Source organism: Streptomyces albipurpureus, from assembly GCF_023701525.1.
GTDB lineage: Bacteria > Actinomycetota > Actinomycetes > Streptomycetales > Streptomycetaceae > Streptomyces > Streptomyces albipurpureus.
This window is the reverse complement of sequence record NZ_JAMQAW010000027.1, coordinates 56,804-79,778: the sequence shown is the minus strand read 5'-3', so window position 1 is coordinate 79,778 and position 22,975 is coordinate 56,804. Positions and strand designations below refer to the sequence as shown.

General features: G+C 67.9%; 19 protein-coding genes and 3 tRNA genes. 12 read left to right on the top strand and 10 right to left on the bottom strand.

The window, feature by feature from the left end; all coding sequences use genetic code 11:
* The first annotated feature begins 378 nt into the window (after window positions 1-378).
* A complete protein-coding gene (locus NBG84_RS22115) occupies window positions 379-1,836 on the top strand; it encodes a N,N-dimethylformamidase beta subunit family domain-containing protein (RefSeq protein ID WP_250921292.1) in 1,458 nt (485 codons plus the stop codon).
* 222 nt (window positions 1,837-2,058) lie between these two features.
* Window positions 2,059-2,961, top strand: a complete 903-nt coding sequence (locus NBG84_RS22110) for a phosphoribosylaminoimidazolesuccinocarboxamide synthase (protein ID WP_250921291.1) — start codon at window positions 2,059-2,061, stop codon at window positions 2,959-2,961.
* Window positions 2,962-3,283: 322 nt separating this feature from the next.
* Here NBG84_RS22110 and NBG84_RS22105 read toward each other — a convergent pair.
* The 8 genes from NBG84_RS22105 to NBG84_RS22070 form a co-directional block, all read right to left on the bottom strand.
* A tRNA-Gly gene (locus NBG84_RS22105) sits at window positions 3,284-3,356 on the bottom strand.
* 22 nt (window positions 3,357-3,378) lie between these two features.
* Entirely contained in the window at window positions 3,379-3,987 is a 609-nt protein-coding gene (locus tag NBG84_RS22100) for a response regulator (protein ID WP_250921290.1), read from the bottom strand.
* Between the two features lie 186 nt (window positions 3,988-4,173).
* Window positions 4,174-5,754 (bottom strand): sensor histidine kinase, encoded by a 1,581-nt coding sequence (locus NBG84_RS22095; protein ID WP_250921289.1) that lies wholly within the window; start codon window positions 5,752-5,754, stop codon window positions 4,174-4,176.
* A 156-nt stretch (window positions 5,755-5,910) separates the two neighbouring features.
* On the bottom strand, window positions 5,911-6,738 hold the full coding sequence (locus NBG84_RS22090) for an ABC transporter permease (protein ID WP_250921288.1): 828 nt from the start codon (window positions 6,736-6,738) through the stop codon (window positions 5,911-5,913).
* A 1-nt stretch (window position 6,739) separates the two neighbouring features.
* A complete protein-coding gene (locus NBG84_RS22085) occupies window positions 6,740-7,657 on the bottom strand; it encodes an ABC transporter ATP-binding protein (protein WP_250921287.1) in 918 nt (305 codons plus the stop codon).
* A gap of 161 nt (window positions 7,658-7,818) precedes the next feature.
* Window positions 7,819-7,891 (bottom strand) — tRNA-Gly (locus tag NBG84_RS22080).
* A gap of 79 nt (window positions 7,892-7,970) precedes the next feature.
* Window positions 7,971-8,042: transfer RNA gene (locus NBG84_RS22075), tRNA-Gly, on the bottom strand.
* Between the two features lie 1,083 nt (window positions 8,043-9,125).
* Entirely contained in the window at window positions 9,126-9,464 is a 339-nt protein-coding gene (locus NBG84_RS22070; RefSeq protein ID WP_308312102.1) for a histone-like nucleoid-structuring protein Lsr2, read from the bottom strand.
* Between the two features lie 324 nt (window positions 9,465-9,788).
* Here NBG84_RS22070 and purS point away from each other — a divergent pair, with 324 nt between their 5' ends.
* The 9 genes from purS to purM all read left to right on the top strand — a co-directional run bounded on the left by purS (window position 9,789) and on the right by purM (window position 19,890).
* On the top strand, window positions 9,789-10,034 hold the full coding sequence (gene purS / locus NBG84_RS22065) for a phosphoribosylformylglycinamidine synthase subunit PurS (RefSeq protein ID WP_250921286.1): 246 nt from the start codon (window positions 9,789-9,791) through the stop codon (window positions 10,032-10,034).
* Window positions 10,031-10,735, top strand: a complete 705-nt coding sequence (gene purQ, locus NBG84_RS22060; protein WP_250921285.1) for a phosphoribosylformylglycinamidine synthase subunit PurQ — start codon at window positions 10,031-10,033, stop codon at window positions 10,733-10,735. Before purS ends, purQ begins: the two co-directional genes overlap by 4 nt.
* Before the next feature lie 109 nt (window positions 10,736-10,844).
* Window positions 10,845-13,094, top strand: coding sequence for a phosphoribosylformylglycinamidine synthase subunit PurL (purL, locus tag NBG84_RS22055; RefSeq protein ID WP_250921284.1), 2,250 nt, complete (start codon window positions 10,845-10,847; stop codon window positions 13,092-13,094).
* Window positions 13,095-13,190: 96 nt separating this feature from the next.
* The gene (locus NBG84_RS22050; protein WP_250921283.1) at window positions 13,191-13,697 is read left to right on the top strand and encodes an ArsR/SmtB family transcription factor; all 507 of its coding nucleotides are present in this window, start codon (window positions 13,191-13,193) and stop codon (window positions 13,695-13,697) included.
* A gap of 29 nt (window positions 13,698-13,726) precedes the next feature.
* Complete coding sequence (locus NBG84_RS22045; protein WP_425608680.1) at window positions 13,727-14,683, top strand: M23 family metallopeptidase; 957 nt, start codon at window positions 13,727-13,729, stop codon at window positions 14,681-14,683.
* A 10-nt stretch (window positions 14,684-14,693) separates the two neighbouring features.
* Entirely contained in the window at window positions 14,694-15,488 is a 795-nt protein-coding gene (locus tag NBG84_RS22040) for a sterol carrier family protein (RefSeq protein ID WP_250921282.1), read from the top strand.
* A 122-nt stretch (window positions 15,489-15,610) separates the two neighbouring features.
* On the top strand, window positions 15,611-16,441 hold the full coding sequence (locus tag NBG84_RS22035; RefSeq protein WP_250921281.1) for an META domain-containing protein: 831 nt from the start codon (window positions 15,611-15,613) through the stop codon (window positions 16,439-16,441).
* A gap of 735 nt (window positions 16,442-17,176) precedes the next feature.
* Window positions 17,177-18,694, top strand: a complete 1,518-nt coding sequence (purF, locus tag NBG84_RS22030; RefSeq protein WP_250921280.1) for an amidophosphoribosyltransferase — start codon at window positions 17,177-17,179, stop codon at window positions 18,692-18,694.
* Window positions 18,695-18,822: 128 nt separating this feature from the next.
* Window positions 18,823-19,890 (top strand): phosphoribosylformylglycinamidine cyclo-ligase, encoded by a 1,068-nt coding sequence (purM, locus tag NBG84_RS22025; RefSeq protein WP_250921279.1) that lies wholly within the window; start codon window positions 18,823-18,825, stop codon window positions 19,888-19,890.
* Between the two features lie 104 nt (window positions 19,891-19,994).
* Here purM and NBG84_RS22020 read toward each other — a convergent pair whose 3' ends face one another.
* Window positions 19,995-20,249 (bottom strand): DUF3073 family protein, encoded by a 255-nt coding sequence (locus NBG84_RS22020; RefSeq protein WP_250921278.1) that lies wholly within the window; start codon window positions 20,247-20,249, stop codon window positions 19,995-19,997.
* 313 nt (window positions 20,250-20,562) lie between these two features.
* Window positions 20,563-21,741 (bottom strand): Leu/Phe/Val dehydrogenase, encoded by a 1,179-nt coding sequence (locus NBG84_RS22015; protein ID WP_425608677.1) that lies wholly within the window; start codon window positions 21,739-21,741, stop codon window positions 20,563-20,565.
* A 177-nt stretch (window positions 21,742-21,918) separates the two neighbouring features.
* Here NBG84_RS22015 and NBG84_RS22010 point away from each other — a divergent pair, with 177 nt between their 5' ends.
* On the top strand, window positions 21,919-22,755 hold the full coding sequence (locus NBG84_RS22010) for a DUF8083 family protein (RefSeq protein ID WP_250921277.1): 837 nt from the start codon (window positions 21,919-21,921) through the stop codon (window positions 22,753-22,755).
* The last annotated feature ends 220 nt before the right edge of the window (window positions 22,756-22,975 follow it).

Below are 22,975 nucleotides of genomic sequence, written 5' to 3'. Positions count from 1 at the left end.
CAAGCGCAGGTCGACAGTTCCCGGTGCGCGGACCCCCGTGCCCGCATCCCGTTTCTCCGTATCCCCGCCCGTTGAATGCCAACCATGGCGTCCCCTGGCACCTCGGCCCCCGCCCGCAGAGTCCCGCGTCCCCTGGGCCCCTCGAAGGCACCCGCAAGGCCGCGGTCACGGAGGCCCTCGAAAACCCCCGCAGTTGCCCTCGTAACTCCCGTCCCTCAGCACCAAAACGGTCACTTGGCGCACCCTCTCAGCGAAAAGCTCACTCCCTCAACAATTCACGACGAAGGGTGACGGTCCGCGTGCGTTATGTGATGTGCTGGGGATCGGCGCCGACCGTTCGGCGTACCGCGGTTGTCCGGGGGCATCAAGGGAGGGCGCATGGGGGCGGAGCAGATCCGACGGTGGGAGTCGGGCGCGCTCGCCCATGCTGTGACCGACCCCTTCGGGCAAGGCCCGCTGCCCTGGCTGCGCGGCTCTGAGCACTATGTCGATGCCACCGGTCAGGTCGTCCCCTGGTATGCCGAGCCCGATCGCGACCGTGGCGCCCGGGGCCCTCGTACCGCTGATGATGTGCACCGCCAGATCAAGGGCTTTGCGGCCTCCGGTGCCGTGGCTCCCGGTCAGGCGATCGATTTCCACATCACAGTCGATCCACCCCAGCAGTTCTCCGTCGACATCTATCGCATCGGGCACTACGCGGGCGCTGGGGCGTTCAAGATCATCACCAGCCCTCGGCTCGCTGGAATCGTCCAGCCGGCTCCGCTCGCCGCCGATCGGACCGTCTCCTGCCACCACTGGTGGCTCTCCTGGCGGCTTCAGGTCCCCTCCCACTGGGCGGTCGGCGCGCATGTCGCCGTTCTGACCACGGCCGACGGCTACCGCTCGCACATCCCCTTCACCGTCCGCGATGACCGACCGGCCGATCTGCTCCTCGTCCTCCCGGACATCACCTGGCAGGCCTACAACCTCTATCCCGAGGACGGTCGCACCGGCGCCAGCTTCTACCACGCCTGGGATGACAACGGCCGGCTCCTCGGCGAGCGGGACGCTGCCGTCACGGTGTCCTTCGACCGCCCCTACGCCGGCGCCGGACTGCCCCTTCACGTCGGCCACGCCTACGACTTCATCCGCTGGGCCGAGCGGTACGGCTATGACATCGCCTACGCGGACGCTCGTGACCTCCATGCCGGGAGGGTCGATGCCACCCGCTACCGCGGACTGGTCTTCCCCGGCCATGACGAGTACTGGTCGGTCCCCATGCGTCGGACCGTCGAGTCAGCCCGCGACCAGGGCACCTCGCTGGTCTTCCTCTCCGCCAACTCGCTCTACTGGCAGGTCGAGCTCGGCCCTTCTCCCTCCGGCGTCCCCGACCGGCTGCTGAGCTGCCGCAAGCGTCGCGGCCCGGGGAAGGCCAGCCTCTGGCGTGAGATCGACCGCGCGGAGCAACAGTTGCTGGGCATCCAGTACGCCGGCCAGGTACCCGAACCCCACCCCCTGGTCGTGCGGAACGCCGAGCACTGGCTCTGGGAGGCGACCGGCGCCGGGGAAGGGGACGAACTGACCGGGCTGGTCGCGGGCGAGGCCGACCGCTACTTCCCGCGCACCGCGCTGCCCGAGCACCGGCGGCGCATCCTCCTCGCACACTCCCCGTATCGGGATGGTTCAGGGGCGCTCCGCCACCAGGAGACCTCGCTCTACCGCGCGCCTTCCGGCGCGCTCGTCTTTGCCTCCGGCACCTTTGCCTGGTCGCCCGCGCTGGACCGGCCGGGCCATGTGGACAGCCGTATCCAGCGCGCGACCGCCAACCTCCTCGACCGCATCTGCAAGCGCGACTGAGGAACCAGCGCGACGGAGAGCCGAGGGGCGCCTGAGAGGTGAGCGTGACTACTGGCCCAGCGTGATTGAGGGTGCGCGCGACTGAGGGACGAGGGTCGAACTCCGCCTCGGGCTGGTGCCTCTCGATCGGCCGGGTTCCCTCCTGGGCTCCGCCCCTGTACCGGAGCGTCCGCTTCCATACGGGAGAATCGGAAGTATCAGTCAGAGCTACGGGGAGGAACCATGTCCGGTTTCGTAGAAAAGCCCGAACCGCTTCAGGTGCCGGGTCTGGTCCATCTGCACACCGGCAAGGTGCGTGAGTTGTACCAGAACGCGGCTGGCGAGCTCGTCATGGTCGCCAGTGACCGCATCTCCGCCTACGACTGGGTGCTGCCCACCGAGATTCCCGACAAGGGCCGTGTGCTCACCCAGCTCTCCCTCTGGTGGTTCGACCGCCTCACCGATCTGGTCCCCAACCACGTACTGAGCACCGAACTCCCCGCCGGCGCCCCCGCCGACTGGGCCGGTCGCACCCTGGTCTGCAAGTCGTTGCAGATGATCCCCGTTGAATGCGTCGCCCGCGGCTATCTCGCCGGCTCCGGACTGGCCGAGTACGAACAGTCCCGCACGGTCTGCGGAATCGGCCTCCCCGAGGGACTCGCAGACGGTTCCGAACTGCCGGGCCCCATCTTCACCCCCGCCACCAAGGCAGCGGTCGGCGACCATGACGAGAACGTCAGCTACGAGGAGGTCGCCCGCCAGGTCGGTGTGGAGACCGCCGCCCTGCTGCGCCAGGCGACCCTCGCCGTCTACGGCCGCGCTCGCGATATCGCCCGGGAACGGGGGATCATCCTCGCCGACACGAAGTTCGAGTTCGGCCTGGGCGCCGACGGTGATCTGATCATTGCGGACGAGGTGCTGACCCCCGACTCCTCCCGCTTCTGGCCCGCCGCTTCCTGGCAACCGGGCCAGCCCCAGCCCTCGTACGACAAGCAGTACGTACGCGACTGGCTGACCTCCCCCGCCTCCGGCTGGGACCGTCGAAGCGAGCAGCCCCCGCCCGCACTGCCGCAGGAAGTGGTTGACGCCACCCGGGCGAAGTATCTGGAGGCGTATGAGCTGCTGACCGGTACTCCCTGGTCATAGCCCGCTTGAGCTGGGCTGCTGCTGGCTGGGGGAACAGCCGGCAGCAACCCGGCTACGGGAGTGAACAGACGTCAGCGGAGACAAACCCAGGGAGATCAGAGGCACCGCAGACGCCGGAGGCACCAGAGGCACCAGAGGCACAGGAGAGACCGGAGAGACCGGACGTCAGCGCGAACGGGCTTCGGAGAGCTCAGACGTCGTAGAGCCCATACGCCAGGGTGGGCGGGCGCCGGAGCGGGCGGGCGGCAGGACCTCGACGGCCGAAACGCAGTCGCTGGAAACGCAAAGACCCCGATCCATCAGGACCGGGGCCTTCACACTGAGCGGACGACCAGGTTCGAACTGGCGACCTCAACCTTGGCAAGGTTGCGCTCTACCAACTGAGCTACGTCCGCATGCGCCGTGGCGCGCAGCCCACTATACCCAACCCCGCTCCCGCGCGAGACGGACCGCTGTGTGCCGGTTCTCCGCGCCGAGCTTGGAAGCCGCCGACGAGAGATAGTTCCGTACCGTCCCCTGGGACAGTGACGCCCGCTCGGCGATCTCCGCGATCGGTGCGCCATCCGCCGCCAGGTCCAGTACCTCTGCCTCGCGGGCGGTCAGTGGGGAGTCCCCGGCCGAGATCGCGTCCGCTGCCAACTCCGGGTCCACATAGCGATTTCCCGCGTGCACGGTACGGATGATCTCGGCGAGCCGTTGCGCACTGACGGTCTTGGGGACGAACCCGCGCACACCCGCAGTAAGCGCCCGCTTGAGGTGTCCCGGCAGACCATGACTGGTGACGATCATGGTTCGACACTCGGGCAACTCCGCCCGCAGTGATGTGGCCACGCTCACACCGTCCGCTCCGGGCATCTGGAGATCGAGTACGGCGACATCGGGGCGATGGGCGCGCGCCATGGCGAGCGCTTCGATGCCCGAAGCCGCCTCGGCGACCACCACTAGATCGTCTTCCAGCCCGAGCAGAGCGGCCAGCGCGCCTCTGATCAGATGCTCGTCATCAGCGAGCAGCACGCGTACGGTCATCCGGCACCCCCTGGGGACATACGGTCATCCGGCGTCTCCCACAGCCCACGTACGGTCATCGCGCACCCCACCCAGATCGCACCGCGGTCACCAGCCGTGCTCCGCCCATGCCGTCCACTGCTGTGCCCATCCCGCTACCGTCCCGCACCGTGCCGGGTGGGCGATCCCTCGGTGAGGCTTCCCCGGTCATCCTGCCTCCCGTAGGGCGCGGTCGCCTGATCCCGCTGCTTCACGAGGAGCCGCCGCTGATCCCGCTGCCTCGACAGGGACTGCGACCGAATCCGCCGCTGATCCCGCTGCCTCGACAGAGGCCGCCGTCCCCGCCGGTTCCTGGACAGATCCCTGGCCCGTCGGCGGGGCGGCTGCCTCCTCGGGCGCGCTCTCCGCCTCGACGGGTTCCGGAGTCCAGACGGCCGATGCTGGTGTTCGCTGGGTCTGCGGGGTCTGCGGGGTCTGCTCAGGGTGCGGTGGCTGCCCGGGGTGGCCATCCAGAGGCACCCTGGCGGTCAGTCGATAGTGCCCCTTCCGCCCCGGGCCCGCCTCCAACGTGCCATGGACGGCGGAGAGCCGCTCTCGCAGCCCGGTGAGGCCAGAACCAGGTCGCCGAGCCGATTCCCCACCCCTACCGGAAGCACCCGACGAGGCCGAGGCACCCGTCAGGGCCGAGGAGGGCGACGCGGTCGAGGCGCGCGCCCCATCGTCAGCCCCGTCGTTCTCCACCACCAACACCGCTCCGCCGTCCGCCAGGCCCACCGAGATGGTGCAGCGGCGTGCGTCCCCGTGCCGCAGCACGTTCGTGGTGGCCTCCCGCACCACCCACGCCAGCGCCGACTGCACATCCCCGGGCAACTCCAGCGCCCCTTCCACCACCGTGCAGTTGATCCCGGCCGCGTCCAGTACCCCTCGGGCCCCCGCCAGCTCCACCCGTAGATCGGCCTCGCGGTAGCCGCGCACCACATCGCGTACCTCGCGCTGTGACTCCTGGGCGATCCGCTGCACCTCGGACATCTGGTCCACGGCCTCGGCCCGGCCGCGCCGGGCCAGCTGAACGGCCAGCTCACTCTTCAAGGCGATGACGGCGAGGTTGCGGCCCAGCACATCGTGCAGATCGCGGCCGAACCGCAGTCGCTCCTCCGCGACCGCGAGCCGTGCCTCCACATCGCGCGCCTCACGAAGCTGCCACATGACTCCGAGGATCCACATGGACGCCCGGCCCGTGAACGCCATCCAGCCGTTGACCAGTCCGATGGTGATGGTGACGGCCGCCACCTCGCCCGTTCGGTGTCCGGTCACCAAGAGCAGCGCGCACATCACCGCCAGCACCGACAGCTGGACCAGCGCGGTGACCCGGTTCGACACGAACAGGGAGTACGCCGCCAAGAAGGGGGCCAGCGATGCCATGAGCATCCCCGCCAGCAGCCCGTGCTCCTCGGTGATCACCTTCATGGACGACAGGGTCAGTACGACCCCCGTCGTCAGCGCGGTCACCCCCGCCGCCCAGCCGACCTGACGACGGGAAGCCCTCGCCCGCCTGAGATAGACATCCATCCCATGCCGAGTGAGCCGTGCGCAGAGCAAGCCCACCACCAGTGCGAGCAGCGGGCCGGCCACCGCGAGTACCCCAGGGCCCTCGACCCGTACGGGGTGGCTCAGCATCATCAGAGCCAGGCCGATCGCGGCTATCCAGACGATCAGGTAGAGCGTGCCGCGGGTGTAGAGATCCACCTTGGCCAAGCCGCTGCGCCCGCTCCAACCCTTCACCCGCATGAGCCACCTCCATCACAGCACTCAATGATCCCCGGACCCGGTGTCCATCGACCCATCCGCGCAGAGCTCCGTCCGGGCCCTGCCGGCCCCACCGACGGCACCGCGACTACTCCAGTGCATCCCTCGCTCGTCAGGCCCGGTCCGGCTGATCCATGGTCAGCGTCGCGGCTCCCAACGGAACCACCGCCGCACGGCGAGCAGCGACACCGCGGACCAGACCAGGGCGGTCAGCGCGGCGCGCGTCACATCGGCCGAGTCGGTGCCGCCGAGCCAGCCTGCCCGTATCAGGGTCATCACTCCGGTCAGCGGCAGCAGCTCGCACACCGATGCCATCTTCTCGGGCATCAGTTCCAGCGGTACGAGCAGACCCGAGCCCGCCACCGAGACCAGAAACATCGGCATGGTGGTGATCTGCGCGCTTTCTACCGTACGGGTTATCGCAGCCGTGACCGCCGCCAGCGCCGCCAGCAGCACCACGCCGATGGCGATACCGGCGATCAGCAGATCAGGCCGCTTCGGCGCACCCAGGTCCATGAAGGCGACTCCGCCCGCGACCAGCAACACACACTGCGTCAGCGCCAGGCCGACCGCGGGGAGCGCGGTACCGGCGAGAATCTCGTGGTCCGGCACCTCTCCCGTGCGCAGCCGCTTGAGCACCAACTCCTCCCGCCTGGCCACATAGGCGGAGACGAGGTTCAGATGCACCACCAGCACCAGGACCATCCCGATCGCGGCGGTCATCGATGCCTCAACGACGCTCATCCCGGCCTTGCCGAGATCCATCGAGTCCAACGAGGACTTGGTCGCGACCACCATCACCAACGGCATCAGCAGGGCCACGAAGAGCGCGGTTCGGTTTCTGATCAACAAGGTCAGCTCGGCTCGCCCCAGGGCGGTGAGCCGACGCGCTGGCGAGGACTTCGACGGTTGCGACCGGTCCGCCGGCCGCGGAGCCCCAGAGCTCTTGATCGTCGTTGCCGTCATGTCAGGCACCTGCCGTTTCCGTCTGCGCGATCTCCAGGAAGGCCTCTTCCAGCGAGGCCGAGCGGGCATCCAGCCCTTCCAGCGGTATCTGTGACTCCCGCGCCCAGCGCAGCAGCTCCTCCAGTGACTCCTGGAGCTGATGGGTGCGGATCTCGATCCGCTGGCCGTCCGCCCCGGCGTGCAGGCCGAGAGGAAGTCGTCCCGCTGGGACTCCATCAGGAAGCAGGAAGCGGATACGCGCGGGCCGGGAGGCCGTCACCGTGGCGGGTGTGCCCGTGGTGACGATCTGGCCCCGGTGCATGATCGCCAGTTGGTCAGCGAGTGACTCGGCTTCCTCCAGATAGTGGGTGGTCAGCAAGACCGTGGTGCCGGAGTCCCGCAGCGCCCGCACCAGGTCCCAGGTGTCCCGCCGTCCCTCGGCATCGAGCCCGGTCGTCGGCTCGTCGAGAAAGAGGACCTCGGGGCGGCCCAACAGCGCCAGTGCGAGATCCAGTCGTCGTCGCTCACCGCCCGAGAGTTGTTTGACGCGCACGCCGGCCCGTTCGGCGAGCCCGACCAGACCCAACGCTTCGGGCACCGGGCGGGCCCCCGATGTGCAGCCGGCCCACATCCGGGCGGTCTCGGCCACGGTCAGATCAGAGGGGAAGCCGCCTTCCTGGAGCATCACACCGATGCGGGGGCGCACGGCGGGCCGTTCGCGGTAGGGGTCATGGCCCAGTACCCGTACCCTTCCGGCGGTAGGGGCGGCTAGCCCCTCCAGCAGTTCCACGGTGGAGGTTTTGCCAGCACCGTTGGTACCGAGCAGGGCGAAGATCTCACCGCGGGCCACCGAGAAGGAGATCCCGCTCACAGCTTCGAAGCCCCCCGCATAGCTTCGCCGCAGCTCATTCGCTGTGATCACGTACTGGTCTGTGGTCATGGTTCAAGCGTGTTGCCGACCGGAAAGAGAAGGCAGTGCGGGCTGTCACCGGTGGCGATGACATTTGTCATCAGCCGGGGGAGTTAATGAGGACCAGAGAGATATGCGCTTAACGACATGACAAAGGCCCCGGTCTTTAAGACCAGGGCCTTTTCTCATTGAGCGGACGACCAGGTTCGAACTGGCGACCTCAACCTTGGCAAGGTTGCGCTCTACCAACTGAGCTACGTCCGCATTGCTACCGATCGGCTTTCACCGGGCGGCGCGGGCACCACTCTACCTGATCGACTTCTATGACCGGTAAGGCGATGAGAGCGGGTGACAGGGATTGCACACTGCGTCTTCCCCCTGGAAGGGGGACGTTCTACTACTGAACTACACCCGCACGCTGCTGAGGTGGGGCCTTTTCGGCCTTGCCCTTCGGCGTGAACCAAACTCTAGCCGACGGTTGGGGGTGCTGCGCAACTCGGAACCTGAGTAGGGGTGTCGGGGGCTTCTGAGGCGCTGACCTGAGGCGGGTCATTGAGTGGATCTTCCGGGCCGGTCGAGTGGATCTTCTTTGGGGAGCCTGTGACGGATGGGGTCAAGTAGTACTCGTCGGATGATGTGACCTCGGGCCGTCGAGTGTGGATTGCCCCGGGCGGGCGACCCTGTACGAATGATCCGGGCGAACGATCGGCTCGGGTGCGGACTGTCATGGCAGGTCCAAGCCCGGCGATGACGGGTCCGAGGCCGGCGGTCGCCGTTCGCCTGCGCCGCGGGTCCCGTGCTGGAAGTCCCGCCGTGGGACCCGTGCCGGCAGTCCGTGGTTGGCGGGGGCGCGGCCCCGGAAGGCGCCGGACAGCGGCGGGGTCGAGAGTGCGGCGACCGAGGACCGCCGAGTGCGAACGGGAGAATCGCCGTGGCGGGGTGAGGGCCGCCAGTGAGGTGGGCGCGAGTGAGGTGCGTGCGGTGGGGGCTCGTCGTGGAGGTCCGGCGTCCGTGGGGCCGGAGGGCACACCCTCGACCATCGCTGGACGCCTGGACGCCTGGACGCCTGGACGCCTGGACGCCTGGACGCCTGGACGCCTGGACGCCTGGACGCCTGGACGCCTGGACATCCCTGGGTGGGCTGTGTGAGCTGCGTACGCCCCTGCTCTGGCCGGCATGGGTCCGAAGCCGCTCGGGCGCCGCTCGGGCCTGCGCGGAACGAGCCGGTGCGGTGCCTTCCACGGGAAGCCGGTCCGGGAGCCAGGTCCGATAGCCGGTTCGGTGCTCGGTGAGGCCTCAGCGGAGGAGTACGCCGTCCGACGCGATGGCCCCGTTCAACGGACGAGGCCCATGGGCCGACTTCGGGCGCCCATGGGCCAACTCCACTTCTGCTGACTTCCACCGATTCGATCCAGCCACCATCACCGGCTGGTTGCCGTGAGCGGCGAGCCGTTTTCGGCCCGGTGGCGGAGTCGATGACGGCCACACCGCCCAGGCCTCAACTCGCCTCGCGAAACGCCTCGTAGACCGCCTTGGGGATGCGTCCACGGGCCGGTACGTCCATCTTGTTCGACTGCGCCCAGGCGCGTACGGCGGCAGGTGCCGGCTCCAGGGTCGTGTGCTTGTATCCGCCGGTCCGGGGCCCGCCGCGCTTCCCCGCTCCGGTCTGCTTTCGACCCGCGGCCATGTACGGCGCAAGCGCCTTGCGCAGTTTCTTTGCATTGGCGTTATTGAGGTCGATCTCGTACGACTTCCCGTCCAGGGCGAACCTGAGCGTTTCCGCCGCTTCTCCACCGTCGATGTCGTCGGAGAGTGTGACCACTACTCGCTGAGCCACGGATATCGGTCCTTTCCCGCGGTGCCCCGCACGGCACCGATTCTGACGTGCGGTGATACCGGCTTTCCGGCTGTCGAGGGACCATACTGCTTTCCTGTGTATTCCTTTGTACAGCGGTGGGCGGCGCATTGTGAAGCCCAGCCAATTATGCGCGCGTGTCCCAGGCAATGAAGGACGGGTTATTTTCCCTGGATTTCTGCTTCTGGATACTTGGGGTGTTCCGCCGGTTGGGTGTCGGATTTCTCCAGATATCTACGCGAGTAGATTCTCTGGGCGGGTACGCTGAGGGAACCGCCCTCGCAACACATCAATCCGGGAGTGCCCGTGGCACGCGTCGTAGTCGACGTCATGCTCAAGCCCGAGATCCTCGACCCGCAGGGACAGGCGGTGCAGCGTGCACTACCTCGCCTCGGGTTCGATGGAATCGCGGACGTCCGTCAGGGAAAGCGCTTTGAGCTGGAGGTGGAGGGACCGGTAGACGATGCCGCCCTCGCCCGCATCCATGAGATGGCCGAAACGTTCCTCGCCAACACCGTTATTGAGGACTTCATCGTCAAGGTGGAGTCGTGACTGCTCGTATTGGAGTCGTCACTTTTCCCGGCACGCTCGATGACCAGGACAGTCTGCGGGCAGTACGCCTCGCGGGCGCCGAGCCTGTCTCTCTCTGGCACCGTGACAAGGACCTCAAGCAGGTCGACGCGGTAGTGCTCGCCGGAGGGTTCTCCTACGGCGACTATCTGCGTGCCGGGGCCATTTCCCGGTTCTCGCCGGTGATGGAGACGATCATCGATCAGGCCAGGGCGGGACTGCCGGTTCTCGGCATCTGCAACGGCTTCCAGATCCTGACCGAGTCGCATCTGCTGCCCGGTGCCATGCTGCGCAACAACCATCTGCACTTCATCTGCCGTGATCAGCGGCTGCGGGTGGAGAACGCGGATACCGCCTGGACCGGCGACTACGAGCAGGGCCAGGAGATCTCCGTACCGCTGAAGAACATCGACGGCCGTTATGTCGCCGATGCTCGGGTGCTCGATGAGCTGGAGGCGGAGGGCCGGGTCGCCTTCCGCTATGCCACCAGCGGCGCGGCGGCTGATGGCTACGGAAACCCCAATGGCTCGCTCCGCGATATCGCCGGCATCACCAACGCCGAGGGCAATGTCGTCGGCTTGATGCCGCACCCGGAACACGCCGTCGAGCCCCTGATCGGCACCGGCCGCACCGATGGCCTGGCCTTCTTCACCTCGGTCATCAAGAGGCTGGTCACCGCATGAGCGCTGGTCGCCGTATGAGCCAGGTGCACGCGGTCGCCGGGTGGCAGTCGAAGATCAACTTCGTACCTCTGTGCCCTGCGTGCGGAGACGCGAATGAAAGGGGCGCAGCATGACCCTCGATACCGTGAAGCACGCCACGGGGACCCCTGAGACCGAGCAGCCCTGGGCCGAGCTTGGGCTCAAGCAGGACGAGTACGCGCGGATTCGGGAGATCCTCGGTCGCCGGCCGACCGGTGCCGAGCTGGCGATGTACTCGGTCATGTGGTCCGAGCACTGCTCGTACAAGTCGAGCAAGGTGCATCTCAAGCAGTTCGGTGAGAAGGCGCCCGAGAGCGACGCCCTCCTCGTCGGGATCGGCGAGAACGCGGGCGTCGTCGACGTCGGGCAGGGTTACGCGGTGACCTTCAAGGTCGAGTCGCACAACCACCCCTCGTACATCGAGCCCTACCAGGGCGCCGCCACCGGTGTCGGTGGCATCGTGCGCGACATCCTCGCGATGGGTGCCCGCCCGATCGCCGTGGTGGACCCGCTGCGTTTCGGTGCGGCCGATCACCCCGACACCAAGCGGGTGCTGCCCGGTGTGGTCGCCGGTATCGGTGGCTACGGCAACTGCCTGGGGCTGCCGAACATCGGCGGCGAGGTCGTCTTCGACCCCTGCTACCAGGGCAACCCGCTGGTGAACGCCGGCTGCATCGGTGTGATGAAGCACGAGGACATCCATCTGGCGCAGGCGTCCGGTCTGGGCAACAAGGTCATTCTGTACGGGGCCCGTACCGGTGGCGATGGCATCGGCGGAGTCTCCGTTCTGGCGTCCGAGACCTTTGACTCCACCGGCCCGGCCAAGCGCCCCGCCGTGCAGGTCGGTGACCCGTTCCAGGAGAAGCTCCTGATCGAGTGCACCTTGGAGATCTTCGCGGAGAAGCTGGTGGCGGGCATTCAGGACCTCGGCGGTGCCGGGCTGTCCTGTGCGACCAGTGAGCTGGCGAGCGCCGGCTCGGGCGGTATGCGGGTCGAGCTGGACACCGTGCCGCTGCGTGACGCGACCCTCTCGCCCGAGGAAATCCTCATGAGCGAGTCGCAGGAACGCATGTGCGCGATCGTCGAGCCCGACAAGGTCGAGCGCTTCTTGGAGATCTGCGAGAAGTGGGATGTCATCGCCACCGTCATCGGTGAGGTGACCGAGGGCGAGCGGCTGGAGATCTTCTGGCACGGCGAGCAGATCGTGGACGTTCCGCCGCGCACGGTCGCCCATGAGGGCCCGGTCTATGAGCGTCCGTACGCCCGGCCCGAGTGGCAGGACGCCCTTCAGGCCGATGACGCGGGCAAGCTGCCCCGACCGGGGAGCGGCCCGGAGCTGCGGGAGCAGGTCCTGAGGCTGGTGGCATCGCCGAACCAGGCTTCCAAGGCATGGATCACCGACCAGTACGACCGGTTCGTTCAGGGCAACACCGTGCTGGCCCAGCCCGAGGACGCGGGCATGGTCCGCATCGACGATGTGACCAATCTCGGTGTGGCGATGGCGACCGACGGCAATGGTCGGTACGCCAAGCTCGACCCGTACACCGGCACCCAGCTGGCGCTGGCGGAGTCGTACCGCAATGTCGCCGCCTCCGGGGCCACCCCGTTGGCGATCTCCAACTGCCTGAACTTCGGTTCGCCGGAGGACCCGGGTGTGATGTGGCAGTTCGCCGAGGCCACCCGTGGTCTCGCGGACGGCTGTCTGGCCCTGGGCACCCCGGTCACCGGCGGCAATGTGTCGCTCTACAACCAGACCGGTGAGACGGCGATCCACCCGACGCCCGTGGTGGCGGTCCTCGGTGTGATCGATGACGTCAACCGCCGCACGCCGATCGCGTTCGCCGAGGAGGGGCAGCTGCTCTATCTCCTCGGGGACACCGCGGAGGAGTTCGGTGGGTCGGCCTGGTCGCAGGTGATCCACGATCATCTGGGCGGACTGCCCCCGGCGGTGGATCTGGCGCGGGAGAAGTTGCTCGGTGAGATCCTGATCGCCGCTTCCCGTGACGGGATGATCGACGCGGCGCACGATCTCTCCGACGGCGGCCTGGTCCAGGCGGTCGTGGAGTCCTGTCTCCGCGGTCGCACGGGAGCGCGTCTGATCGTCCCGGATGGTCTCGACGCCTTCACCTTCCTCTTCAGCGAGTCCGCGGGACGCGCTGTGGTGTCGGTGCCGCGCAGCGAGGAGCTCCGCTTCAACGACATGTGTGGCGCCCGTGGTCTGCCGGTCGCCCGCATCGGTGTGGTGGACGGCGATGAGATCGAGGTCCAGGGGCAGTTCAGCATCCCGCTGAGCGAGCTCCGCACCGCCCACGAAGGGACCATTCCGGCTCTGCTGGTCTGATTCGGCAACCCTGCGAGCCCCTGTCCGGCGCTGTCCGGGCGGGGGCTCTGCCGTTCTCTCGTTGCATGCGATTACGTAATTACGTATATTCTCAATATGGAGCTGGAGGAGCGGGTCGCAGAGCTGGAACGCAGGCTCGCCGTATTGGAGCAGCGGGAGGGGCATGAGCACCCGCAGGTCGGGAGCGAAGGCGACTTCTGGGCGCTGGAGGGATTCAAGGAGCAGCTCGCCGCGGCCCATGCGGCCGATGGGGGAGTGCTGTTCACCGGCGCCGTGCGACTGCCGACGAACGAGCGGTACGAATGGCAGTACGGGACCCTCACCGAGTCCCTCCTGGCCGAGGACTGGAACCGGGCGGCCGACTCCTTCGCCGCGCTGGGGCATCCGGTGCGGCTGCGGCTGCTGCGCGAGATCCTCGGCGGCCGTCGCACGGCGGCCGAGTTGACCGAGCTGGAAGGCCTCGGCACCACCGGGCAGATCTACCACCATCTGCGCCTGCTGACCGCCGCGGGTTGGCTGCACACCGCCAGCCGGGGCCGCTATGAGGTGCCTCCGGTGCGTGTGGTGCCGCTGCTGGTGGCGCTCACCACCGCCCTGCCATGACCGAGGACGAACTCCTGGGGGAGAAGGTAATGCCTGTGACCGCTGATGCGCCGCGACGTCGTCAAAAACTGCTGATGCTCTGCAACCGGGTCTCCTGGATGGTGTTTGTCGCGCTCGTCCTGGTGAGCGTGGTGGCCGATCCCTATCACTGGGCCTGGGTCTTTCCGCCCGCAGTCCTGGCGATCGGCCTCTCCATGGTGCTGAACCGTAGGGCGCGGGTGGGGCACTCAGCGGTGGAGCGCCCCTTCACGGTGGAGGTGGAGGCCCCGGTGACGGGCCGCTGGCTCGCCCTCAACAGCCCGGCGGACAAGGTGCCGAGCCATGGCACGCACGCCTATGGACAGACCTACGCCATCGACATCGTCGCGGACCCGGCCGCTGCTGCCGGTGCCATCGCCGGGAGCGGGGCGAGCTCGGAAACGGCCTCCCCGCCGGTTGCCCGGCCCGGTTTCTCCTGGTTCTGGCCGCTGGTGCTGCCCAACAGCGCGTTCCCCGCCTTCGGCACCCCCCTGCTTGCCGTCGCCGACGGCACGGTGGTGCGCGCCAAACACGGTCAGCGTGACCACCTCAGCCGTAGCTCGCTGCCGATGCTGGTCTATCTGATGCTCTTCGAGGGCTTCTTCCGGGAGATGGGCGGGGTCTCCAAGATCATTGGCAATCAGGTCATCCTTGACCTCGGCGATGGCACCTATGCGTTGTACGCCCATGTGCGCCGCGGATCAATCACGGTGCGTGAGGGCGACCGAGTGCGGGCCGGTCAGGAGATCGCGCGCTGCGGCAACTCCGGCAACTCCACCGAACCGCATGTCCACTTCCAGCTGATGGACCACCCCGATCCGGATGTGGCCCGCGGTATCCCCTTCCGCTGGCGGGGCATCGGCATCCCGGCCAACAACGAGTCCTTCGAGGCAGGCCCGTTCACCGACGAGGGGGACTCGAAACCAACGGCAGGCGACCGTGCGTTCAGGTTCACCGTGGATGACTAGTCTCGCTCCCATGCCACCGGCCAGAAAGCGCATCCGCAGCTACGACGACACCAAGATCCGTACCGCCGTCCTCACCCAGTTCGGCCATATCGGGAAGGCGGTCGAGTCGCTCACCCCGGCGCAGCTGGCCCTGCCCACTGCGCTGGGCGACTGGACCGTACGGGAACTGGTCGAGCACATCGCGCTCATGGCCGATGCGATCGCCCGCGACCTCGACCGGCCGGCACCGCCCAAGGCGGAACTGAGCCTCGTGGAGTGGCCGTTCGCCACGGTCCATCTCACCGGGCGGATCGATGAGGCGGCGACGGCCCTTGCCGTCACGGAGGATGACCTTGCCGAGCTCTACCGCCGCACGGCCGACCGCGTCGTCCGGGCACTGGACGCTGCGTCCCCCGATCGACTGCTGCCCGTTCCACCGGGAGCCATGAGGCTCGGTGACTTCGTCGTCACCCGTGCCGTCGAACTCATCGTCCACACCGACGATCTCAATGCCGCGGCCGATCTGAACATCCCCTATGACCGGCAGGCACTCGCCGCCTGTACGCGGCTGCTCGCCGACGCGCTTGCCGTGCGGGCTCCCGGGGGATCGGTGGAGGTGCGGGTGCCGCCCTATGCCGTGGTGCAGTGTGTCGAAGGACCGAGGCACACCCGGGGCACCCCGCCCAATGTCGTCGAGACCGACCCGCTGACCTGGATCCGGCTCGCCACCGGGCGGATGGAGTGGGCCGAAGCGCTGGCTTCGGCGAAGGTCAGCGCGAGCGGGGAGCGGGCGGACCTCACCTCGGTGCTGCCGCTGCTCGGCTGATCGGCGGCACCCAGTGCCGCGCCGGGTAGCCCCAAGTACCCCTGCCGGTACGCGACCGGACCCAGGGAAGACGACCCTGCCGGGGACGGGAACCGGACCTGGGGCCGTCTCGTCCCAGGGGTATGCGTAATCAGCTGAGCGTCCCCGCCACCGTCCTGGCCCTTCTCGCGCTTGCCGCGTGCGGTACGGAAACGAAGTCCGGATCGGATTCCGGACCCGGAACCGGCTCCCGCGACGGCGGGAAGCCGGCCGCTGCTGATGTACCCCTTACCGGAGTGTTCTGGACCGTCAACACCCTCACCGTGGACGGCAAGAAGACCGAGTCACCCGCCGACGCCTACTTCGAGGTGACCACCAAGGGCCAAGCCCAGGGCAACTTCGGCTGCAATCAGTTCGGCGCCAAGGCCGTACTCGCGGGCGACACCCTCACCGTGGGGTCGTCCCATATGACCGAGGTGGGATGCGCCCAGCCCATTCAGAGCTTTGAGAAGGCGTTGAAGGAAGCTTTCGTCGGGAAGCTCAAGGCCGAGCTGGTGGCGAAGAAGCTCACCCTCACCAATGAGAAGGGCGACACCATCGCCCTCACCTCCGAGCCCCCGGCTCCGCTCGTCGGCACCAAGTGGACCGTGAACTCCATGATGGAGCTGGACATGGTCGAGTCCCTGCCGGCCGGTACGGAGAAGAACGCGCATCTGACCTTCGCCAAGGACGGCACGGTCAGCGGCAACCTCGGTTGCAATGACTTCAACGCCACGGTCAAGATCAGCGGCACTCAGCTCACCTTCGGCCCGGTCTCCAGCACCCGCAAGATGTGCACGGGCACCGCGGGCCAGTTGGAGGCCCATCTGATGAAGGCCATGGCGGGCAAGGCCACCTACGAGGTCCACCAGCGCGGCCTGTTCCTGTACGGCCCGGAGGGGATGGGCTTCTCGGCGGCGAAGAGCACCGCCTGAACCAGGTGCCACACCAGATACCCCGGTCCACCGGCCAACCGGGCACTGCGGCCCGGCCCGGGTAGGGCGACCTGGGGTTCTGGACCCTGCTGGGGTGGGGCCGACCAGGGGATTCCGCGCCCGGGCCGGCCCCAGCCCCGGTGGGGCCGCCCCGGCCTCGGCTCCGGTGGGGCCGCCCTGGTTCCCCGCGCCGGCTCGGGGTCGGGCACCCCCGGCTTTCCAGCCCGCGCCCGGCACCCCGGCCTCGGAAGGCGAGGACGGCCGACGGCTCCTGGCCCGGACCACGGCGTCCCGGGGCCTGGGACACCGGTGCGATCGGGCAAGGGGGCATCCGCCAGGTCATGGGCCCGTGGATTCCGTGTTCAGCAGCGTGGATCTCCTGTTCACCAGTGGGACGAAGGTCACTTCCGGATCGAAAAGGCAGGAGGGCTGAACGGAGGTGAGGGGAGCTGGCCGCGCGAGCGGCCCCGGTCCCGTGCCATTGATCACGTCCGGTGCCACCGGAGCCTGTGCCGGCTGGCCAGCGGCCCTGACCAGCCGGTACGGAAGGAATTAGTCCGCTTCTCTCCCGCGCTGGCCCCGGGCGCACGGCCGACAATCGCCCGTCCGAGCGTCCCAGCGGCACTCAAGGAGCGCCCCGAGAGCGCTCCGGCACTCGGTGACGACACCGTCACCCAGAGCCTTGACCCCCTCCCCAATTCGGACCAGTGGTCGATCTCGCCTACACTCGGTGCCGTGCCACGTGGTGACGGTCGACTCAATCACGATCTACTCCCCGGCGAGAAAGGCCCCCAAGACGCATGTGGCGTCTTCGGTGTCTGGGCCCCGGGCGAAGAGGTCGCCAAGCTCACTTACTTCGGGCTCTACGCCCTCCAGCATCGGGGCCAGGAATCCGCGGGAATCGCGGTGAGCAACGGCTCCCAAATCCTCGTCTTCAAGGACATGGGTCTCGTATCCCAGGTTTTCGACGAGACCTCCCTTGCTTCCCTGCGCGGCCATATCGCTGTTGGCCACGCCCGCTACTCCACCACCGGCGCCTCCGTCTGGGAGAACGCCCAGCCAACCTTCCGCGCTACCGCCAACGGCTCGATCGCGCTCGGCCACAACGGCAATCTGGTGAATACCGCCCAGCTCGCCGAGATGGTCGCCGATCTACCCCGCCAGGACGGCCGCGCCACCCAGGTCGCTGCCACCAATGACACCGATCTCGTCACTGCGCTGCTCGCCGGCCAGACCGACGCCGACGGCAAGCCGCTGACCTTGGAAGAAGCCGCCACCAAGGTGCTTCCCGATGTCCAGGGCGCGTTCTCGCTGGTCTTCATGAACGAGAGCACCCTGTACGCGGCCCGTGATCCCCAGGGCGTTCGTCCACTGGTCCTCGGGCGGCTCGACCGCGGTTGGGTGGTGGCCAGCGAGTCCGCGGCCCTCGATATCTGCGGTGCGGTCTATGTCCGCGAGATCGAGCCCGGCGAGCTGATCGCCATCGATGAGAACGGCATCCGCACCTCAAAGTTCGCGGAAGCAAAGCCCAAGGGCTGTGTCTTCGAGTATGTCTATCTGGCCCGTCCCGACACGGACATCGCCGGACGCAACGTCTATCTCTCGCGTGTGGAGATGGGACGGAAACTCGCCAAAGAAGCTCCCGTCGATGCCGATCTGGTCATAGCGACGCCGGAGTCCGGCACACCCGCCGCCATCGGCTACGCGGAAGCCAGCGGCATCCCCTACGGCTCCGGCCTCGTCAAGAACGCCTATGTCGGCCGGACCTTCATCCAGCCGTCCCAGACCATCCGCCAGCTCGGCATCCGTCTGAAGCTCAACCCCCTCAAAGAAGTCATCCGGGGCAAGCGCCTGGTCGTCGTCGACGACTCCATCGTCCGCGGCAACACCCAGCGCGCACTGGTGAAGATGCTGCGTGAGGCCGGAGCGGCCGAGGTCCACATCCGGATCTCATCCCCGCCGGTGAAGTGGCCCTGTTTCTTCGGCATCGACTTCGCCACCCGCGCGGAGCTCATCGCCAACGGGATGACGATCGAGGAGATCGGTTCCTCGTTGGGCGCGGACTCCCTCTCGTACATCTCCCTCGACGGCATGATCGAGGCGACCACCATCGACAAGCCGAATCTCTGCCGCGCCTGCTTCGACGGCGAGTACCCGATGGACCTGCCCGACCCCGAACTGCTGGGCAAGCAGCTCCTTGAAACGGAACTGGCGGGCGGTGCGGACGCAGCCGACGCGCTCCGTCGCCCCTAGGCAATCGCCGTGAACACACCGCAGGTCCCTCTCCCGCTCCGGGAGGTCTCCCCACGCACCGCGCCGGAGGCCTTCCCGGAGCCATCGAACCCACTCTGGGCAGCAACGACACGAAAGCTCTCTTTGTCATGACAGAGAACACAGGAGCCAGCTACGCGAGTGCCGGCGTCGACATCGAGGCGGGCGATCGCGCCGTCGAGCTGATGAAGGAATGGGTCAAGCGGACCCGTCGCCCCGAGGTACTCGGCGGCATCGGCGGCTTCGCCGGACTCTTCGACGTCTCGGCCCTCAAGCGCTATGAGCGCCCGCTGCTCGCCTCCGCCACGGACGGTGTCGGAACCAAGGTGGACCTCGCCCGCAGGCTGGGTGTGTACGACACGATCGGCCATGACCTGGTCGGCATGGTCGTCGACGACCTGGTCGTCTGTGGTGCGGAGCCGCTGTTCATGACCGACTACATCTGTGTCGGCAAGGTCCACCCCGAGCGCGTCGCCGCCATCGTCAAGGGCATCGCCGAGGGCTGTGTACTGGCGGGCTGCGCGCTCGTCGGCGGTGAGACGGCCGAGCACCCCGGACTTCTCGGCGAGGACGACTTCGATGTCGCGGGCGCCGGTACGGGAGTCGTCGAGGCGGATCAGCTGCTGGGCCCGGACCGTATCCGTACCGGCGACGTGGTCATCGCCATGGCCTCCTCGGGCCTTCACTCCAACGGGTACTCGCTGGTCCGGCACGTCCTGTTCGACCGGGCGGGAATGGCGCTGGAACAGAAGGTCGAGGAGTTCGGGCGCACCCTCGGCGAGGAACTGCTCGAACCCACCAGGATCTACTCGCTGGACTGTCTGGCGCTCGCGAGGACGGCCGAGGTACACGCCTTCAGCCATGTCACCGGTGGCGGCCTCGCCAACAATCTGGCACGGGTCGTCCCCGATGGGCTGCACGCGATCGTCGATCGCTCCACCTGGACCCCGGGGCCGGTCTTCGACCTGGTGGGCAAGGCCGGCAAGGTCGAGCGCCTGGAGCTGGAGAAGACCCTCAACATGGGTGTCGGCATGATCGCCGTCGTTCCCGAGCAGTCGGCGGACGTGGCCATGGAGCTCTTCGCCGACCGCGGCCTCGATGCCTGGGTCGCCGGTGAGGTCGTCGAGCGTGGTGATCACACCACGGGTGCCGCCCTCACGGGTGAGTACGCGCGGTGAGCACGCCGACTCGGACCGCAGCCGCGGTCCATCGGCGATGGATGAGCTGAACAGCACAGAACCCGGTCCGGGTAAACCGGACCGGGTCAGTGGTCACTGCAACGTCAAGCACCGCGGCGATGTTGCGATGCCGGACCGGACTCTTCGTCCTCGTCATCGTCATCGTTGTACAGATCCGCGTAGTGTGCGTACGGGTCGTCTTCCTCATCGTCATCCTCGAACGGCTCGCCGTTCGGAGGTTGGCTTGAAGTCGAAGCGCCCAGCTCGTTGGCCAGACGCGACAGGTCAGTCCCGCCGCTGTTGTACTTCAGCTGGCGGGCGACCTTTGTCTGCTTGGCCTTGGCCCGGCCGCGCCCCATGGCTCGACCCCCTCGGTGACGGGGCTCGACGGCCCCAGAGTCTTGACACGCGTTCATGATTCGGAACGGACTCTCCATGGAGAGACCGGCCCGTAGGGCTTCAACGGTACCTGCTTCCGCGGCCATACGGTACGCCGCCCGCATGACGTGCCACTTCGCAGAACCCGCGAGGAGCCCCGTCCTCGCTGGTCAACTGCGATATTAACCTCTTCTGGGCGGCCGACCCGCCGACCGGGGTGAGTCTTATCTCCCGAAGCGGCGGGTCGGGGCCGATCCCCATCGCCTCACCAGCGATCGCGGGACGGCATCCGCGTCAGCTCAGACGGGCCTCCGCCATGCGCTGCTCGGCGATCCGATCCGCCGCGGCGGCGGGCGGAATCCCGTCTTCCTTTGCGCGTGCGAATATTGCCAGCGTGGTGTCGTAGATCTTTGCCGCCTTCGCCTTGCAGCGGTCGAAGTCGAAGCCCCGGAGCTCATCCGCGACCTGGATCACACCACCGGCGTTCACGACGTAGTCGGGCGCGTACAGGATGCCGCGGTCGGCGAGATCCTTCTCCACACCCGGGTGCGCGAGCTGATTGTTGGCCGCGCCGCAGACCACCCGGGCTGTGAGCACCGGAACGGTCTCATCGCTGAGGGCGCCGCCGAGCGCACAGGGCGCGTAGACGTCCAGTCCTTCGCCGCGGATCAGGGCGTCCGTGTCCGCCGCCACGGTGACCGTCGGATGGCGGTCGAGGATCCGGCGCACGGACTCGGCACGGACATCGGTGATCACGACCTCGGCGCCGTCCTGGAGGAGATGCTCCACCAGGTGGTGGCCGACCTTGCCGACGCCGGCGATACCGACCCGGCGGCCGTGGAGCGAGTCCTCGCCCCAGAGGTGCTGGGCCGAGGCGCGCATTCCCTGGAAGACCCCGTACGCGGTGAGGACGGATGAGTCCCCCGCGCCACCGTTCTCCGGTGAGCGGCCGGTGGCCCAGCGGGTCGCGCGGGCGACGACGTCCATATCGGCCACATAGGTGCCGACGTCACAGGCGGTCACATAGCGCCCGCCCAGTGAGTCCACGAACCTGCCGTAGGCGAGCAGCAGCTCCTCGCTCTTCAGCGTCTCCGGGTCGCCGATGATGACGGCCTTGCCGCCGCCGTGGTCGAGTCCGGCCATGGCGTTCTTGTAGGACATCCCGCGCGCCAGGTTGAGCGCGTCCGCGACGGCCTCGTCCTCGGAGGCGTACGGATAGAAACGGGTGCCACCGAGGGCGGGGCCCAGCGCGGTGGAGTGGATGGCGATGACGGCCTTCAGGCCGGATGCGCGGTCCTGGCACAGCACGACTTGCTCATGGCCTCCCTGATCCGAACGGAACAGGGTGCGCAGTACGTCGGCTGCGGCAGGTGCTTCGGTCACGGCAGGGCCGTTGGGTCCGCTGGACCGGGAGGGTCCATCGGGTACACGGACAGGAGCGCCGGGCAGATCGGTCACGGTGGTGACTCCCAAGTACGAGGCGGCGGGTGGAGGCTTCCCGGCTCTCCCTGTCGCTTGTGGCAGGGGGAGAGCGGGCAAGGTACCAGCTGGGCATGAGATTAAGTCCTACGCGCGCGTAGTACCGCAGCAGTGCCGAGTATCACCCCCGAGAGGGGTACGGCCCGGCACCCGCGTGGAAGGATTCACGACATGCCAGCCGTGTCCTCGGTTCTCGTTCCTTACGCCTCCTATCTGCGGGTCTATGAACCACTGGCCGCCTTTCCGGCGCTAGAGCGGGAGCACTGGGAGCGGTATGCCCGGCGCGCTCGGACCCCGACCGCCCAAGACGAACTGCGACGCTCGCTCGCCGACTTGCTCCCCACCCCTCCCGTGCCGGTCCCCGTCCATGAGAGTGGGGACGCCTTTGTGGCGTTGGTCGACGGTGAGGTGTGCGTCTGTCCCTGGCGAACCCGGTTGCGGGGGTGGCTCGCGCTGCAGGAAGTGACCGAGCAATTTCCGGCCACTCTGCTCGATGCGGTGCTGCCACCTGTAGTACGGGGGCAGGCAGCCGCGGACTGGGAGCAGTGGCGGGAGCGGAACCCGGACGCCCGCCCCTGGATCAGGACAGCGGTCTGGCAGGTTCCGGTGCGCTGGTTCGTGCTCTTCGCCGACGACGAGCGGGAGTACGAGCCGGCCGGGGCCGGGGCGCCGGTGCTGCGCTACCGCACGCCGATGGTGCAGGCCCGCCGCCGGATCGCCCGGGCGCTGAAGGCGCTGCGGGAGTCCGAGGACTCGGGCGGACTGGCGGACGGCCTGGTCGATGTGGGGAGGTGGCTGGAGGAGTTCCATCCGCGTTCCGTGGTCGAGCTGGATTACGGCGGCCTGGTGCACGCCTTGGCGCCGAGTCTCGCGGACGATCACTCGGCGGCCGATGTGGCGGCCGGGATCGAGGCGCTACGGGCCGGTGACAGCGAGGCGGCAGGCTTGGCATATGCCCGTCTGGTGGACCGCTGGCGGGTCGTGCGCGATCTTCGCTTCGCAAACTGAGCGATCCTGTGGATGATTGAGGTCCCGGGTGTAAAGGTCCTTAGTCCCGATCCGGGCCTTTGCCTCAAGCGTGACGGACTGCACTAACTGGGCCCTTGCGTCGATCGCCTACCCTCGTGTCAAAATAGGACAAGGAGTCCGGGGAGGGTTCCTTCCGCCCAAGTAAGGGTGGAATGCTCGGCATTGCGCTCTATGGGGGGTCTAGTGGCTCCTGGTTGTG